General features: G+C 44.7%; 13 protein-coding genes. 9 read left to right on the forward strand and 4 right to left on the reverse strand.

What is annotated here, in order from left to right:
• Positions 1-134 precede the first annotated feature (134 nt).
• Together J0K78_RS12830 and J0K78_RS12835 are read left to right on the forward strand one after the other, a co-directional pair.
• The gene (locus J0K78_RS12830) at positions 135-2,030 is read left to right on the forward strand and encodes an ABC-F family ATP-binding cassette domain-containing protein (RefSeq protein ID WP_206947449.1); all 1,896 of its coding nucleotides are present in this window, start codon (positions 135-137) and stop codon (positions 2,028-2,030) included.
• Between the two features lie 130 nt (positions 2,031-2,160).
• Positions 2,161-3,408, forward strand: a complete 1,248-nt coding sequence (locus J0K78_RS12835; protein ID WP_206947450.1) for an aminopeptidase — start codon at positions 2,161-2,163, stop codon at positions 3,406-3,408.
• A 48-nt stretch (positions 3,409-3,456) separates the two neighbouring features.
• On the opposite strand, the gene J0K78_RS12840 is transcribed toward J0K78_RS12835, so the two are convergent.
• The gene (locus J0K78_RS12840) at positions 3,457-4,002 is read right to left on the reverse strand and encodes an asparagine synthase-related protein (protein WP_242517871.1); all 546 of its coding nucleotides are present in this window, start codon (positions 4,000-4,002) and stop codon (positions 3,457-3,459) included.
• A 298-nt stretch (positions 4,003-4,300) separates the two neighbouring features.
• Here J0K78_RS12840 and J0K78_RS12845 point away from each other — a divergent pair, with 298 nt between their 5' ends.
• The 3 genes from J0K78_RS12845 (at position 4,301) to J0K78_RS12855 (ending at position 7,703) form a co-directional block, all read left to right on the forward strand.
• Entirely contained in the window at positions 4,301-5,779 is a 1,479-nt protein-coding gene (locus tag J0K78_RS12845) for a phytoene desaturase family protein (protein ID WP_206947452.1), read from the forward strand.
• Positions 5,780-5,841: 62 nt separating this feature from the next.
• Positions 5,842-6,015 (forward strand): hypothetical protein, encoded by a 174-nt coding sequence (locus J0K78_RS12850; RefSeq protein WP_206947453.1) that lies wholly within the window; start codon positions 5,842-5,844, stop codon positions 6,013-6,015.
• 158 nt (positions 6,016-6,173) lie between these two features.
• Positions 6,174-7,703, forward strand: coding sequence for a BCCT family transporter (locus J0K78_RS12855; protein WP_206947454.1), 1,530 nt, complete (start codon positions 6,174-6,176; stop codon positions 7,701-7,703).
• 92 nt (positions 7,704-7,795) lie between these two features.
• On the opposite strand, the gene kynB is transcribed toward J0K78_RS12855, so the two are convergent.
• The 3 genes from kynB to recQ are packed head-to-tail and all read right to left on the reverse strand — an operon-like array spanning position 7,796 to position 11,878.
• Positions 7,796-8,428: an arylformamidase gene (kynB, locus tag J0K78_RS12860; RefSeq protein ID WP_370551126.1), complete on the reverse strand. Its 633-nt coding sequence runs from the start codon at positions 8,426-8,428 to the stop codon at positions 7,796-7,798.
• An 11-nt stretch (positions 8,429-8,439) separates the two neighbouring features.
• Positions 8,440-9,717: a kynureninase gene (gene kynU / locus J0K78_RS12865; RefSeq protein WP_206947455.1), complete on the reverse strand. Its 1,278-nt coding sequence runs from the start codon at positions 9,715-9,717 to the stop codon at positions 8,440-8,442.
• Between the two features lie 19 nt (positions 9,718-9,736).
• Positions 9,737-11,878, reverse strand: coding sequence for a DNA helicase RecQ (gene recQ, locus J0K78_RS12870; RefSeq protein WP_206947456.1), 2,142 nt, complete (start codon positions 11,876-11,878; stop codon positions 9,737-9,739).
• A 114-nt stretch (positions 11,879-11,992) separates the two neighbouring features.
• On the opposite strand from recQ, the gene J0K78_RS12875 reads away from it, so the two are divergent.
• From J0K78_RS12875 to J0K78_RS12890, 4 genes are all read left to right on the forward strand, one after another.
• The gene (locus J0K78_RS12875) at positions 11,993-12,928 is read left to right on the forward strand and encodes an NADP-dependent oxidoreductase (RefSeq protein ID WP_206947457.1); all 936 of its coding nucleotides are present in this window, start codon (positions 11,993-11,995) and stop codon (positions 12,926-12,928) included.
• A 750-nt stretch (positions 12,929-13,678) separates the two neighbouring features.
• Positions 13,679-15,139, forward strand: a complete 1,461-nt coding sequence (locus J0K78_RS12880) for a circularly permuted type 2 ATP-grasp protein (protein ID WP_206947458.1) — start codon at positions 13,679-13,681, stop codon at positions 15,137-15,139.
• Positions 15,132-16,094: an alpha-E domain-containing protein gene (locus J0K78_RS12885; protein ID WP_160910801.1), complete on the forward strand. Its 963-nt coding sequence runs from the start codon at positions 15,132-15,134 to the stop codon at positions 16,092-16,094. The genes J0K78_RS12880 and J0K78_RS12885 overlap by 8 nt, the downstream gene beginning before the upstream one ends.
• A gap of 23 nt (positions 16,095-16,117) precedes the next feature.
• Complete coding sequence (locus tag J0K78_RS12890; RefSeq protein ID WP_160910802.1) at positions 16,118-16,969, forward strand: transglutaminase family protein; 852 nt, start codon at positions 16,118-16,120, stop codon at positions 16,967-16,969.
• The last annotated feature ends 8 nt before the right edge of the window (positions 16,970-16,977 follow it).

Raw genomic sequence — 16,977 nt, forward strand, 5'->3', positions numbered from 1 at the left:
CGCGCCAAACGAGGCCAGAATCGCGCCAAACGAGGCCAGAATCGCGCCAAACGAGAGTAGATACGCTGCATCAGTTCTCACGCTTTCATATGTGATATGATGGACAGAGATATTTAGTAAAAGGAATGAGCGGAATGAGTTTACTATCAGTCAATCAATTGAGTAAAAGTTATGGAGATAAAGATCTGTTCGATGACCTTACTTTCACCATTTCCAATCAACAGCGAATCGGCCTGATTGGAGTGAATGGTACGGGGAAATCCACGCTTATGAAGATTCTCGCAGGCATAGAGAGTGGTGATTCAGGAGATATGGATCATGCGAAGGACTTTACGGTGGAATATTTGCCGCAGGAACCAGAACTAGACGAGAGAAATACCGTTCTTGAGCAAATCTATCATGGGGACGCAGAGATTATGGTCGTTATGAGAGCCTATGAAAAAGTTCTATTGGACTTAGCGGCTCATCCTGAGGATCCAAAAGTCCAGGAACGTATGCTTGACCTTCAGCAAAAAATGGATGAGAAAGGGGCCTGGGAAGCAAACACAGTTGCCAAAACGATTCTGTCCAAGTTAGGGATCGAGTTTTTTGATAAGAAGATCAGTGAACTTTCAGGAGGACAGAAAAAAAGGGTCGCTATTGCGAAAGCTCTGATCCAGCCGGCGGATTTGCTTCTACTAGATGAGCCAACGAACCATCTGGACAATGAAACCATTGAGTGGCTTGAAGAATATTTGGCTTCTTATAGAGGATCACTTGTCATCGTCACGCACGACAGGTATTTCCTGAATCGTGTGACGAACTTGATCTATGAACTGGATAAAAGCCGCTTGTATATTTATGAAGGAAACTATGAAACATTCCTTGAGAAAAAAGCAGAAAGAGAAGAATGGGAACGTCAGGCTGAACAAAAACACCAAAATACCCTCCGTAGAGAGCTTGCCTGGTTGAAGGCCGGTGTGAAAGCGAGGACGACAAAGCAGAAGGCTCGTAAACAACGTGTGGAAGCTATGAAGGAAGAGACCTTTGATACGAAGAAGGAAAACGTGGATATGGCGATCGGTTCTACGAGATTAGGAAATCAGGTCATAGAGTTAGAGGGGATTACCCACGGTTTTGGGAATCAACCGCTGATTGATAATCTGGATTACCTTGTCGTGCCGGGAGAAAGACTCGGGATCATCGGCCCGAATGGCTCCGGTAAAACAACGTTGCTGAACGTTATGGCTGAACGCATTCAACCGGAAACTGGAAGTGTCCACATCGGTTCCACCGTCAAAATTGGCTATTACACGCAGGATCATGGAGAGCTCGATGAGAATTTAAAAGTCATTGAATATATAAAAGAGGTCGCGGAAGTCATTACGACAGCGGAGGGGGATGAAATTACTGCGGAACAGATGCTGGAGCGTTTCTTATTCCCACGCCCGCAGCAGTGGACGTATATTAAGCGTCTTTCTGGTGGAGAGCGACGTCGATTATATTTACTAAGGGTTCTCATGAGCGAACCGAATGTTCTTTTCTTAGACGAACCGACCAACGACTTGGATACAGAGACGCTTAGTGTGCTGGAAGACTACCTGGATCAGTTCCCAGGTGTTGTCATCACGGTTTCCCACGACCGTTATTTCCTGGATCGAGTGGTTGAACGCCTGTTAGCTTTTGAAGGAGATGGAAACGTCCGGAAGTTTTACGGCAATTACACGGAATATCTTGAAAAGAGAAAAGATGAGAAGAAAGTGGTACAGGTAAACAAAAAGCCATCCACTCAGGAAGATACACGCCGGTCGAATCGAAAGCGAAAGTTATCCTATCGAGAAAAGCAGGAATGGGAGACGATCGAAGATGAAATTTCTGCTTTGGAGGAAAAGATAGAGCGTCTTGATGAACAACTTGCCGCAGAAGCGACCAACTACGACCGTGTACAGGAACTTTCTAAAGAAAAAGAGGAAGCCGAGACAGAATTAGAAACGAAAATGGAGCGGTGGGAAGAGCTTTCCTTGATTGTAGAGGGAGTAGAGGATGAATAATGACAAGGAGAGTGGGGAGCGTTTGCTTTCCACTCTTTTTTATATAAAGATCACCCCCTTATTTTTGTAGTCCCGTGCGTTTTATGGAATAATGAATACGGATACAAGCATTGACAGGAGGAATGTAATCATGAAAATGCCAAGCAAAGAAAACTTGGAAAAATACGCAGAGTTAGCCTTACGCACAGGCGTCAATTTGCAGAAGGATCAATTGTTAATGATTAATTCTACGATTGCTGGAGCGGATTTCACACGCATCGTAGCACGAAAAGCTTTCGAAATGGGAGCGAAAGATGTACATATTAACTGGGGTGACGATGAACTGACACGCATGAAATATGAACATGCAGATCAGGAGACATTATCGGACGTCCCTGAATGGCAGAAACAGCAATACACGTACTTTGCTGAGCAGGGAGCAGCCATTCTTTCCATTCGCTCAACAGACCCTGATCTTCTGAAAGGTATCGATGCAAGTAAAGTGGCAGCTGCTACAAAAGCGAGATCAGAAGCGATGTCCAAGTTCCGTGATTATACGATGAATGACCGCATCCAATGGTCGATTGTGAGCATCCCGATTCCTAAGTGGGCACAAAAGATCTTCCCTGGAGAAGAGGAAGATACAGCAGTTGAAAAGCTTTGGGAGCAAATCTTCAGCATCGTCCGTGTCGACCGTGAAGACCCGGTTGCTGCATGGGAAGAGCATAATCAAACGCTGATTAAAGCTCGTGAATACTTGAATGAAAAACAGTATCAGAAGTTGATTTATAAAGCTCCAGGTACGGACCTTGAAGTGGCGCTGCCTGAAGGACACATTTGGAAGGGTGGACCTTCGAAGACCGTTGAAGGAAAAATCCAATTCAACCCGAACATGCCGACGGAAGAAGTATTTACAGCTCCTCATAAATATGGAGTAGATGGGAAAGTTTCCAGCACGAAACCGTTGAACTACGGGGGGAACGTCATTGACAACTTCACGTTGACATTTAAAGAAGGGAAAGTTGTGGATTTCACAGCAGAAGAAGGCGAAGAAACGCTGAAGCACCTTCTGGAAACAGACGAAGGTTCACGCAGACTTGGAGAATTGGCACTTGTGCCGCATGAGTCACCGATTTCTCAGTCTGGATTAATTTTTTATAACACCCTTTATGATGAAAATGCTTCTTGCCACCTTGCCCTCGGAAAAGCGTATCCGAATAACATGACAGGCGGGTCAGACATGAGCGCGAAGGAACTTGATCAGAATGGTGTGAATGATAGTCTATCTCACGTAGATTTCATGATGGGATCCGGTGAGCTTGACATCGATGGTGTACGAGCTGACGGAACGACAGAACCCGTCATGCGCCAGGGAAGCTGGGCTATTACATTTGAATAAAAATAACAAAAACCGGAAGCGTTGAGAAGCTGCCGGTTTTCTTAGGCCTTATGCATAAGCGAGTTGAATTTCTTCTTCGTGGAAGTGCACCTCTTTTTCAAAGTAAATGTCATACCATTGAAGAAACACATAGACGGTCCAAATGTAGCGATGATGATTTCCTTTCCCCTCATAATGGTCGTTCAAATACTGCACTAATACATCCGTATGGAAAAATTGCTGAGCAGCTTCGGAAGTTAAAGAGGTTTTTACTAAGTCATAGTACTTTTTCTGTCTTAACCAATCCCGGATTGGGACAGGAAAGCCGACTTTTTTACGGTCTGCCCATTCTTCAGGGAGTACAGACTTAGCGGCTTCCCTCAGGGCATATTTCGTGTCCTTGCCATTCGCCCTTAAAGAAGGAGCGAGGGAGGAAGCGACTTCCATTACCTTTGGATCTAAAAAAGGAACGCGTAATTCAAGGGAGTGAGCGGAACTCATTTTATCAGCTTTTTGAAGGATGTCCCCAGGGAGCCAATGATGAAGATCGGCATATTGCATTTTCGTAGAATCATTCGCACCGGAAACTCTCTGCAAAAATACAAATTCCTTCAAAAAATCCATTAATCTCCCTAAAGCTCCCTAAAGCTCCCGGTTGTAAAACTCATTTTCCAGATACACGGGGTTCGTTGCCCGAGTTGAGCGTCAGGGGTTGCTGGGACGCTACTCGCTTTTCTGTGGGGAGTGGCGAGCTTCCGCACTCCCGCGGAAAGCGAGTTATTCCCCGCAGCCCCCTTCCACTTATAAAGCATCTCGAAACTGAGTCTTCCACAATCCTGCCATATACTTCAAGAACATCAGCCACGCCTAAAATCATGGAGTTGGGGGAAAAGAAGAGGAGGGAGGTGTGCGGATGATTTATGATGTTGGAGTTGTAGGTGCAGGCTTCGGAGGGCTGGCAGCTGCAGCTTCCCTAGCGGAAAAAGGAATGAAAGTGGCCGTCTTTGAAGCTTCCAATGAACTTGGGGGTAGTGCAGGGAAATTTGAAAGAAACGGATACCGTTTTCAGTCTGGTGCCACCCTTGGTATGGGATTTGAAGAAGGAGGGGTTCTTCGCCGACTCTTCGATCAATTAAAAATTGATCCTCCTGCCATGACCTTATTAGATACCATCATGGATATCCACATGCCGGACCGCACCATCCATTATTATCGTGAGCGAAGCCGTTGGTATGAAGAGATACAACGAATTTTTCCAGATCAATCTTCTGCCATCCAATCGTTCTATGATGAAGTGTATAGAGTGGGAGCAATGGTTGATCGTTTAACGGAAGACCTTCCAGTATTTCCTCCACGAACAATGAAAGACATTACGCGTTTCGCCCCTTTAGTAAACAAGAATTCAATGCAACTTCTCCCATTCATGAAACAGACGATAGAAGATCGCCTGAAGAAGTATGGGCTTCATAATCATCGCCTTTTTCGAGTGTTTCTGAATGGTGAACTAATGGATAGTGTTCAAACAAGCGTTGAATATTGCCCTGCATTTTTAGGCTATGCTGCGTTACAAACGTTTCATAAAGGTGCTTATGCTGTACATGGAGGTCTTGCTTCGGTTGCCGAGCGTTTGGCGTCATTCATCAAGGAATCAGGGAACGATATTTATATGCGTCACCCTATCCACAAAGTAGAGAAAAGCGGCAGTCATTTTGAATTTCATACGAAGCGTGACCGAGTCTTTCGAGCTCAAAAGGTTCTGTTAAACAATTCTGTTCATAATTTCCATGATACGGTATCAGACGAGTTAGGTGAACAATCTTATATACAATCATTAAAAGAAGAAAAAAGGGATGCATGGGGAGCTTTTATCATTCATGGAGGTGTGGATGGGACGGTTTTTGAAGAGTCTGAGGTTTTGTATCATCAGTTTATTGACCCTGACCACCCGGAGGAACTCCATGATGGGGGACAGTTCTTAATGTCCTTATCCCATCCCAAGGATTTGACGATGGCCCCTTATGGAAAGCGATCATTGACCATTTCTACTCACACATCCATTTCTAACTGGTGGAACTCGGAACAATATGAAGCGGATAAGGAACACATGAAAAACCGCCTTCTGAACACGGCGGATTTTTACTTCCCGAGATTTAAAGAAAAGTTAGACATCGTTCTTCCTGGTACGCCGGTTACTTTTCAAAAGTGGTTGAGAAGAAAAGGTGGAAAGGTAGGAGGGTACACACCGAGGGGGAAATATAGCTGGCTAAACAGCTACTCCATCCGCACCGGAATTCCAGACGTTTATCAATGCGGGGATACAGTTTTTCCAGGGGCCGGAACACTTGGAGTAACTTTGTCAGGAATGACAGCCGCAAAGGAAATAACGAGATGATTAATGAAAAGTGTTTAGGGAATAAGAAGTGAAAAGGTGAAAGATAAAGGAGATGAATTTGCATGTATAACGATGGAAGTAATGAAATGCCGGGATTCCAAACCAACCCGAATAACTACGATGAGTGTCAGCGCTGTGGCAAACCGCTTCAGATCAAAGAAGAGAGGGAAATCAATCTTTGCAAGGAATGCCAGAACAGACAGGAAGATCATAAAGTCGAGTCCACAGAAGATTAAAGAGAAGCGATCTCTTTCAAGGGGTCGCCTTTTTCATGTCTTTCTTTTAAAAAAACAAACCACTAAAGGATAAAGGATATAGCTTTACACCATAATAATAAGAGTGATAAAGTTGTACATTGTGCATTCCAACACACTATGAATTAAAGGAGACAACTATGGAAAATAAAAACACAGGCCGTATCGACTGGCCGGTATTTGTAATAAGCGGAGGACTATTAGTCCTTTTCGTTATTCTTGCACTTATTGATATTGATTTGATTGAAATGATCGTCAGCGACAGCTTTGCATGGTCAGCCAAGTACTTCGGTGCTTTCTGGCAGGTGCTCATGCTTGCTACGTTCTTTGTTGGGTTATATTTAGCTTTTTCACGTTATGGAAAAATCAGAATGGGTGATATGGAGAAGCCAGAAATAGGATTATACAAATGGCTATCCATCATAATGGCAACCCTGTTGGCCGGCGGAGGTGTTTTCTGGGCTGCTGCTGAACCGATGTGGCACTTCCTTACTGTGCCTCCATCCCAGGCTGATGGAATTGAGGCTGGGACAGAAGCAGCGATCAATCCAGCATTGGCACAAAGCTTTATGCACTGGGGCTTCCTGGCATGGGCCATTCTTGGTACAATCAGTGCTGTCGTCATGATGTATGGTCACTATCATAAAGGCATGCCGATGAAACCTAGAACCTTGCTTTATCCGATTTTCGGTGAAAAATTGCGTCACAGCTGGTTAGGTACGATTATTGATGCTTTCTCTGTTATTGCTGTAGCAGCAGGGACGATCGGACCGATTGGCTTCCTTGGTCTTCAGGCTAGTTACGGACTTCAGGAAATTTTCGGAATCCCTAATCAGTTCAGCACACAGTTTTCCATTATTTTTGCTGTTGTGGTTATATCGACGATTTCAGCAGTTACAGGTTTATATAAGGGAATACAGATTTTAAGTAGCTTCAACGTCCGAATGGCGATTGCGCTGATGGCCTTCATTGTCATCTTTGGACCTGGTGGCTTTATCATTGATCACTTCCTGGCAGGCTTCGGGTATTATGTCGATCAATTCATTCCGATGAGTACGTACCGAGGCGATGAAGGTTGGCTGTCACTATGGACAGTATTCTTCTGGGGATGGTTCATCGGGTATGGACCGATGATGGCGATACTTGTCAGCCGTATTTCACGAGGCCGGACGATCAGAGAGATTATCATTGCTGTATCTGTCTTTGCACCAGTTATTTCAACGTTCTGGTTTACGGTCCTTGGCGGATCAGGAATCTTCTTTGAATTGAACAACCCTGGATCTGTATCCAACGCATTGAATGAAGCAGGTAATCCAGCAGCTATGTTCGCCATTACTGAACAATTCCCGTTAGCAAGTATCATTTCTCCGTTATTCTTGTTATTAACGATTCTCTTCGTTGTAACGACGAGTGACTCCATGTCTTACACAATTGCCATGGCCGTCACAGGAGAAGGGAACCCTCAAAGCTGGCTTAGAGTGTTCTGGGCCGTATTGATGGGCGCGATCGCTGTCATTCTGTTAATCACTGGAGACAGTGGAATTACTCAGCTGCAAAACTTCATTGTCGTCACAGCTGTTCCAGTATCCATTCTTCTACTGCCAATGATCTGGCTTGCACCAAAAGTAGCGAAGAAGATGGCTATTGACCAGCGAATCACCAAAAAATAAATATTTTCTCATACAAAAATGCCCAGGAAATCCTCCTGGGCATTTTTATTTATATAGAACCAAACAAACGCCCACACAAGCGGAGTGGGGAATCAGATAGCCTCGACAGGTCGCAGGACGGCGCGGACGGGACTGCCATCAGCCTGCTCCATTTTTAATGGAAAAGCAAAGAGCTCATAAACTCCTGATGATACTTGAGAAAGGTCGATCCCTTCAAGAATCAAGATGTCATTTCGGTACAGGGTGTGGTGTCCTTTTAACTCTTTACTCGTTTCAGGGTCAACAGAAGGAGTATCGATGCCGATGAGGTCGATGCCATGTTGTTTTAAAAATGGACCTACATCATCACCGATGACCGTGTATGGATCAGGGAAGCGGGTGCGGTCTGTCCAGCTGTCCGTTCGGAATAACACTTTACTTACCTTACTCAAGTCGACGTCTTCCAGGAGCTCTTTCGTGATGACCGGTTTATCTTTTAGGTGAACAACCAGAGCTTGTCCCGAAAATCGGTCGACGGGCAGGTCTGCAATTTTTAAGCCGGCGGAATCATAGTGATAGGGGGCATCCACGTGGGTCCCAATATGATTACTGCCTTTGAATTGGCCAACATTGACAGAGCCCGTATCCTCCATGGACCACGTCAGCTTGTATTCAAAGGGCTCGTCTCCCGGCCAGGGAGGCGTTTCGTTGTTCAATATCATTGTAATATCAATGAATTTCATCATTAAAAACCTCCTTAGGCGATGGTATCTCTTTCATTTTTAAACTGCTTTTGTTTGTCATTCTCCAGGATGTCTTTCAAGCGTGAGACCACCTCATATACATCTTCATATGATGTATAAAAAGCAATCGGGGCAAGGCGGATGACGTTCGGTGAACGGAAGTCCGGGATGATGGCTTCTTGTTTTAAAGCCTTACAGATGCTTGCGGCCTCGTCATGGATGAGACAGATATGGCCACCACGGTGTTCATCGTTCAAAGGATTGCCGATTTTGAAGCCGTACCCTGATAGTTCCTGGTGGACAAGGTCCATCAACAAACGGGTAAGCTGCAATGATTTTTCTCTAATTCGTTCGATCCCTGCTTCTTCAAAAAGCTCAAGTGATCCTAAGAGAGGTGCAGAACTGAGTACATGAGGGGTGCCGATTTGAAAAGCTCCTGCGGATTCTGCTGGTGTTAGTTCATGGCTCATATCGAACTGTTTGTCTTTGTCTGAACTGAACCACCCCGCAAGACCTGGACTCTTGCCGAGATGCTTTTCGTTCACATACAGTCCGCCGACGCCTCCAGGTCCACTGTTTAAATACTTATACGTACACCAGACGGCAAAGTCGACGCCCCATTCATTCAAGCGGTGAGGAAGAGCTCCGATCGAGTGGGCAAGATCAAAGCCGACGATGATGCCATATTCGTGAGCGGCCTTTGTTATTTTTTCAATATCGAGTAGTTGACCGCTGCGATACAAAACGGAAGGCAGGAGAAGAACAGCGATGTCTTCGTCCATTTCTTTAATGATGGTATCTTCTGATAATGTATAGCCATCTTCACTTTGCACACGGATCAAGTGTTCTTCAGGCGCTAACCCGTGCCAATGGATCTGGCTCTTGATCGCATGAATATCAGACGGAAAGTTTAGTTCATCTGCAAGGATTTTCGTACGTTTTCCTTCTGGCTTATAGAAGGTTGCCAGCAACTGATGGATATTTGATGTAATAGAACCGGTATTAATCACTTCTTCCGGTTTTGCCCCGATGAGAGGAGCGGTCAGAGCTCCGATTTTCTCTGACATGTAAAACCAGGGTTCTTCTCCTTCGGTCCATCCGCCGATCGCATGTTTTTTCCAATCATTCAGGGATGTGGAGAGAGTTTCCTCGGAACGTCTTGAAAGCAAACCGAGGGAATTTCCATCCATATAGTAAAAACCTTCCTGGTAAAATTCACGTTTGAACGCTTGAAGCGTGTCTTGCTGGTCCATTGCTCTTACATCTTCTCTTGAGATTACAGGCTTAGTCATGAATCTTCCTCCTCAACTCTCATTCATCAATTAAGTTATGCTTCACAAGGACAGCCTTGATCATAGAGTAGGAATACCCTTCTGGGAGAGCCTCTTTCAAGGGTTTCAATTTATGCTCCTCCATTTGATCATAGACTTTCAAAATGTTACCTTCCTGTTCTTTATCAAACCAACGGTTCCAATCAATTTCATTTCCTTCTTTTCCAGCTCGGAATATATGGTTCTCAATCGTTTGTTTGCCTATGCCTCTTTCTTTAGAGATGTCTTGTACATCATTTCCTTTTTTCCAAAGATCGTAAGAAATGATGTGGCTGGGGCGGTCATCAAACGGATCCTTTTGTTGAATAGAAGGTTCGGTCGAACGAACCGGCTTGGGTCTTCTGTCTGTTTCTTGGGCCCACGGCCGTAATTTCTCCAGGAAAGGTTCCCCATACTTCTCGAATTTCTGCTCTCCAATTCCTTTGATGTTCATCATCTCTTCTTTACTTTCCGGGAGATAGATGGTCAAGTCTTTAAGTGTGGCATCCGAGAAGATGACGTAAGGGGGAAGGTTGCTTTCATCGGCAATTGTTTTACGTAACTGTCGCAATTCTTCGAAGTATTGCTCATTATATTCTGTTTTCTGTTTTTTCGTTGTGGATTCAACAAGCATAAGGACAGGCTGGCTTCCTTTAATGACAGAGATGGCTTCATTTGTCAGCTTTAATGAAGGATAACGTCCTTCGCCTGTGGATAAGTAGCCTTCTGCCGTTAAAAACTGAATGAATCGAGTCAATTCTTTTTCTGTATAATTCGGCATAATGCCATAGGTGGATAATTGTTGGAAACGGAACTGCTTCACCTTTTGATCAGCAGATCCTTTGAGCACCTTAGCTGTTAGACCGGCTCCGAATCTTTCGCCCATACGTTTTACACAGGACAATACCATTTGCGCTTCTTTTGTCATATCCTGTTCTTCACCATCGTGGGTGCAGTTCGTACACTTTCCACATGGCTCAGTGTCTGTCGGATCATCAAAGTAGTCGAGGATGTATTGCTGCAGGCAGGAGTGAGTATGGCAGTAATTCACCATTGCCTGTAGCTTTGTGTACTCATCCTTTTTCTTTTCTTCATTGGGTGACTGGTCGATCAAAAACCGTTGCAGGTTGATATCCTGACTGGAGAAAAGCAATACGCAATCACCGGGCTCCCCATCACGTCCGGCACGACCAGCTTCCTGATAATAAGATTCAATATTCATTGGCATGGAATAGTGAATCACGTAACGGACGTTTGATTTATCAATGCCCATCCCGAATGCATTGGTGGCAATCATCGTGGTCACTTCATCTTGAACGAAATCCATCTGTGCCTGTTTTCTTTGGTTCTCTGTCATCCCTGCGTGGTATTTTCCAGCCGCAAACCCTTTTTTGGTTAAAAGATAATGAAGCTGGTCGGCATCTTTTCGTGTAGCCGTATAAATAATGCCGGATTCATTGGGAATCTGGGTCAAGTATTCGCTGATGAATTCTCGTTTGTCACGGCCTTTAATAATACGGAAAGACAAGTTTTCTCTTGCGAAACCTGTATTAATGACATTTTCATCTTCGACATCAATCAACTGTTTAATGTCTCTGATTACTTCCTGGGTGGCTGTAGCCGTTAGTGCCATAAGGACAGGGAGGTTTGCGACCTTCTTCAGGGTGGGGACAATCGACCGGTAGCTTGGACGAAAGTCATGCCCCCATTGGGAAATACAATGGGCTTCATCGAAAGCAATTAAGGAAAGAGATATGCTGTTGATTGCCGCCAGGAAGTTGGGTGAGTCGAACCGCTCAGGAGCGACATACACGAAGGAATAGCGACCTTTTTCCATATCTCTGAGCCTTTGTTGCTGCTCTGTATGAGAAAGGGAGCTGTTGATATAAGTAGCGGCTACCCCATAGGAAAGGAGGGCATCCACTTGGTCTTTCATCAAAGAGATCAATGGGGATATGATGATCGCTGTTCCTTGAAGAGTGAGTCCGGGGATTTGGTAACAGAGGGATTTTCCGCCTCCTGTCGGCATGACAGCCAACGTATTTTTTTGATCTAACACATGAGTGATGGCCTCTTTTTGGCCAGGACGGAAGGAGGGATAACCGTAGTATTGTTGGAGAATTTTTTCGGCCTGTTGAATCATCGTGATCATCCTTTTATACATAATCTTCTTTCTCCCACATCTTATCATGTTTCACGTGAAAACTGTGGGGAAAACTATAGAAGTCATACCTCTAAATAAAGGAGCGATTGTAAGATGAAGGCCATTGTTATTGAGCAATATGGAGATAAAGAACAATTAGTAGAAAAAGATGTGGAACGCCCGGTTCCAAAGGAGAACCAGGTCCTTGTGGAATTGCACGCCACATCCATCAACCCGATTGACTGGAAGCTTCGGGAAGGTTACTTGAAAGAGATGCTGGACTTTGAATTTCCTATCATTTTAGGATGGGATGCTGCAGGGGTCGTCGCAGAGGTTGGTTCCTCAGTAGATAAATTCAAAGTAGGCGATCGTGTTTTTGCCCGTCCCGATACAACACGAGAAGGAACGTATGCAGAATACACAGCAGTGGATGAACACCTGCTGGCCCATCTTCCTGAGAATGTCTCTTTTGAGGAAGCGGCTGCCGTGCCATTGGCAGGTCTTACTGCTTGGCAATGCTTAGTGGACTTTAGTGACATTCAAGAAGGGGATCATGTACTCATCCATGCAGGTTCAGGAGGCGTCGGCCACTATGCCATTCAAATTGCAAAACAAAAAGGGGCTTATGTGGCAGCGACAGCCAGCGGAAAGAACCAGGAGTGGGTAGAGAAGCTGGGTGTTGATCGTTTTATTAACTATAAAGAAGAGGATTTCTCAGAAGTATTGAGTGACTACGATATTGTCCTCGATACCCTTGGTGGAGAAATTCAGGAAAAAAGCTTTTCTGTCTTGAAAGAAGGCGGACGTCTTCCGTCCATTGTACAGCCACCGGATGAAGAGCTCGCTGCCAAACATAGAGTGAAGGGCGGATTTGTCTGGCTTGAGCCGAGCGGAGAGAAATTGGCCAAGCTTGCTTCCATGATGGAAGATGGAAATTTAGTATCCGTCATCGGGCACCGCTTTGACCTTAGTGAGGAAGGGTTGAAAGAAGCCCACAGCGTCAGCGAAACTCACCATGCCAAAGGTAAAATTGTCATCAACATTAAATAGGATCTATATCTTTACACAGGACCAGGTCACCCCAAAAAGGATGACCTGGTCCGTTTTTTTACCCAAATACAACCTTCACAAAAGCTCCCTTTAGTGGAAGACTCAGTTTCGAGACTTTTGTTGAGTGGGTGGGCTGCGGGGAATAGCTCGCTTTCCGCGGGAGCGCGGTGAGCCTCCTCGGACTTCGTCCTGTGGGGTCTCACCAAGCACTTTTATCCCGCAGGAGTCTCGCCATTCCCCTCCGCCCCTTTACCATAGAAGGTTCTCGAAACCACTTCTTTAATAATCAGCTATTCTGTGTGAAAAGAGTATAAGGATAATACTCCCAAGTCAAGGAACTTTGGAACACTGAAAGTTTGATACAGAGCGTTTTCTGCCTACAACAATCAGGACAGTGGAAGACCTTCCAACTTGGTATAAGGGTTCGTTATCCCCTTCGTCGAATGGGGTGGTTGGGAAGTTGCGAGACTCCCGTGGGAGAAGGAGATAGGCGAGATCCCACAGGACGCAGTCCGAGGAAGCTCGGCGCTCCCCCACAGGAAAGCGAGTAGCTTCCCAGCCACCCCTGACGCTCAACCCGGACAACGAACCCTGGAAAGTCTCGAAACTGAGTCTTCAACAATCCTGCCAGTTACTTTAGTAACTCTAATAAGAATCGACAATTGTTGTGTAAATTTTCTTACAATTTATGAGTGAGTGGAGTAAACTAAGGGTAAAGGATTTGTAGTAAGAGGAAATGGAGGAGAGGTCGTGCTAACTAATTATCAAACGGGAGTTTATTTTGATGAAATGATGAAACAGGATGGTGCTCCGAAAAGACACTACCAATGGTTTTATCAGCTGGTCAATCAATTTACAGAACGTGATTTGATGAATAAGCATGAAACAGCTCAACTGAATTTTCTTAGGCAAGGGATTACATTTACTGTTTACAACCACACAGGAGGCACAGAGAGAACGATGCCATTTGACTTCGTTCCGATCATCATCCCAAGACAGGATTGGGATGAGATTGAAAAAGGGATGAGGCAGCGAATGACTGCGCTCAATCATTTTTTAGAGGATATTTATCATGACCAGGAAATTGTAGAAGCGGGAATCATCCCAAGAGAATTGATTGAAAATAATCCCTATTACTACAACAAGCAGGTCAGTGGGATAGACATCCCTCTAAAGAATCATATTTTCCTCGCAGGAGTCGATTTAATTAGAGATGAAAAAGGTCAGTATCGTGTTCTGGAGGATAATTTGCGTAATCCATCAGGGATGTCCTATGTTTTTCAGAATCGTTATGTCATGAGACAAGTGTACCCGGAATTGTTCTTCCAACACTCCATTGAGACATTGGAGCACCAGTTGTCAGAACTTCACCAGGCAGTCACCAGCCACTTGCCGGACAATGCGGACCCTCATAAGTCGCCGACGGCCGTTTTATTAACGCCGGGGATTTATAATTCTGCATATTATGATCATGTCTTTCTTGCTCAACAGATGGGGATTGAACTGGTAGAAGGAAGAGATTTAATTGTCAAAGATGATGTTGTCTACATGAAAACCATCAAAGGGTTGAAACGTGTAGATATCATTTATAGAAGAATCGACGATGATTTCCTTGATCCGGAAGCGTTCCGCCCTGACTCTGCTCTCGGAGTTTCAGGTTTGCTAAGGGCTTATCGAAAAGGAAATGTATCGATACTTAACGGGATAGGCAATGGTGTGGCGGATGATAAAGCGATGTATGTGTATGTTCCAGACATGATTCGCTTCTACCTCGACGAAGATCCGATCATTCCGAACGTTGAAACTTACTTCCTCAGTGATCCTGAACGTCTGGATTATGTGCTGGAGCACATCCATGAACTGGTTGTGAAAAATGTTGGTGCTTCAGGTGGATATGATATGTTGATTGGTCCACAGTCGGACGAAAGTGAACGGGAGGCGTTCAAGAAGAAAATCATAGAGAACCCTCATCAATATATCGCTCAACCGACCATTAAACTATCAAGGGCTCCTGCTTATCAGGAAGGTAGATTTTATCCATGTCATGTGGATTTACGCGTGTTTGTAATGAATGGAGAAAAGACGAATGTCCTTCCTGGAGGATTATCCCGGGTAGCACTCAAAGAAGGCTCTCTTGTAGTGAACTCCTCTCAAGGAGGAGGAGGAAAAGATACGTGGATTTTGACAGAAAGTGGTGATCAACATGCTTAGTCGTGTAGCCGATTCTCTTTACTGGATGTCGCGAAACATAGAAAGAGCCGAAAACAATGCCAGGGTACTCCGTGTTCAGCTCATTCATATGCTGGAGGCTCAAAATCAGGAGTCCGCAGATCGTGATTGGGAAGAAATTGTGGAAGTGTGTGCTTCTGCAAAAGATTACTACAATCTGTATGACCGTATGGACAGGGAGACCTTGATTCAGTACTTGACCATTAGTCCATTTAACGTGAATTCTCTGATGAATTGCATGAACTTTGCCCGGGAGAATGCCCGTTCGACAAGAGATATCCTTCCTGAAGAACTTTGGGAAGTGTTAAATGCTTTCCATTTGGATCAAAAAGAATGGCAGGAGCTTCCGAATACGAGGCAGCATACACAGGACTACCTGGATCGTGTGATTAAAACTTCGATGACATCTCAAGGAGTCATTGAGTCCAGTATGAGCCGCGGCACTCCCTACACGTTCATTAAAGTGGGGAAATGGTTGGAGCGAGCTGAAAAAACGGCCAGAATATTGAATGTGACGTGTGAGAAGAACAGAAAAGAGGCGGATGTTCCGACAGATCACTATTATTATTGGCTGACAGCTCTACAGTTCTTAAACGGTTATGATGCCTATATTAAGGAACACCCGCCTACGATGGAATCCAAGCACGTCCTGAGCTTTTTGATTAAAGAAGGGACGTTCCCAAGGTCCATTCGTTATTGCATGAACCATGTACTTGAAGCGGTCAACAAACTGGAAAGTGGGAAAATATCCCATTATTCTGAAGATCTTTTTCAAATGCTTGAGCTCATCCAAGATGAAATTACCAGCACAAATATAGAGGAAATGGATATGAATGAGCTGATGTCATTTCTCGATCATTTCCAGGATCGGTGCATGACGCTCAGCCGCATGTTCTCCCAGACGTACTATTTGATTGAACCTGTACACGTCAAGTAAAGGCTATCCAGGAGGAATAAGCAGTGAAATTTCAAATTGAGCACACGAATACGTTTTATTATGAAAATTTTGTCGATCAGAGCATGAATCATATTCGCCTGAAACCAAGGACGGATGAATGTCAGAGGCTCCTGGCTTACCGGACTGAAATTACTCCAGGCTCGATGACGAAGGAACATATTGATCTCTGGGGGAACCATGTGGAAACCTTCTTTATACCGGAGAAGCATGAACATTTAACATTAAAAACAATATCGACGGTCAGTATACAAAAAAGTCCATTTATACGTATGATTGAATGTTCGGAGGAAATGCAGACAATCTTTCATTCGGAGCTTTTTCGTCATCACTATCTGGCTTACTTAAACGAAACCCCGTACACTTTCCTGTATAAAGAACAACATGAGGAAATTATCAATGAAGTCGGGGACGCAAAGGACCCTATCCGCTTTTCTTTAAGGTTGATGGAGTATATCAATCAATTGATCCGCTATGATACAACCACGACCCAGGTCAATACTAAGGCCTACGAATCATGGCCGTTAAGGTCTGGGGTGTGCCAGGACTTTGCCCATATTATGATTGGGGTCTTAAGATCGCAGGGAGTACCTGCCCGTTATGTGAGTGGTTATCTTTATGTTGGAGAAGATTCAGCGCTTGTGGGAGATGCGGCCACGCACGCGTGGGTGGAAGTGATGGTTCCAGGAATCGGATGGATTGGTTTGGATCCTACCAACAATGTCGAAGCATTAGAACAGCACATTAGAATTGGTACAGGAAGAGATTATGCTGATGTCAGTCCACTTCAAGGAGTATATCGAGGCGGCGGCCAGAACCTTGATGTGAAAGTCAGTGTGACGCTTCTGGACCATTAAAAAAATCC

This window comes from Halobacillus sp. GSS1 (genome assembly GCF_017307035.1).
GTDB classification, from domain to species: Bacteria; Bacillota; Bacilli; order Bacillales; family Halobacillaceae; genus Halobacillus; species Halobacillus litoralis.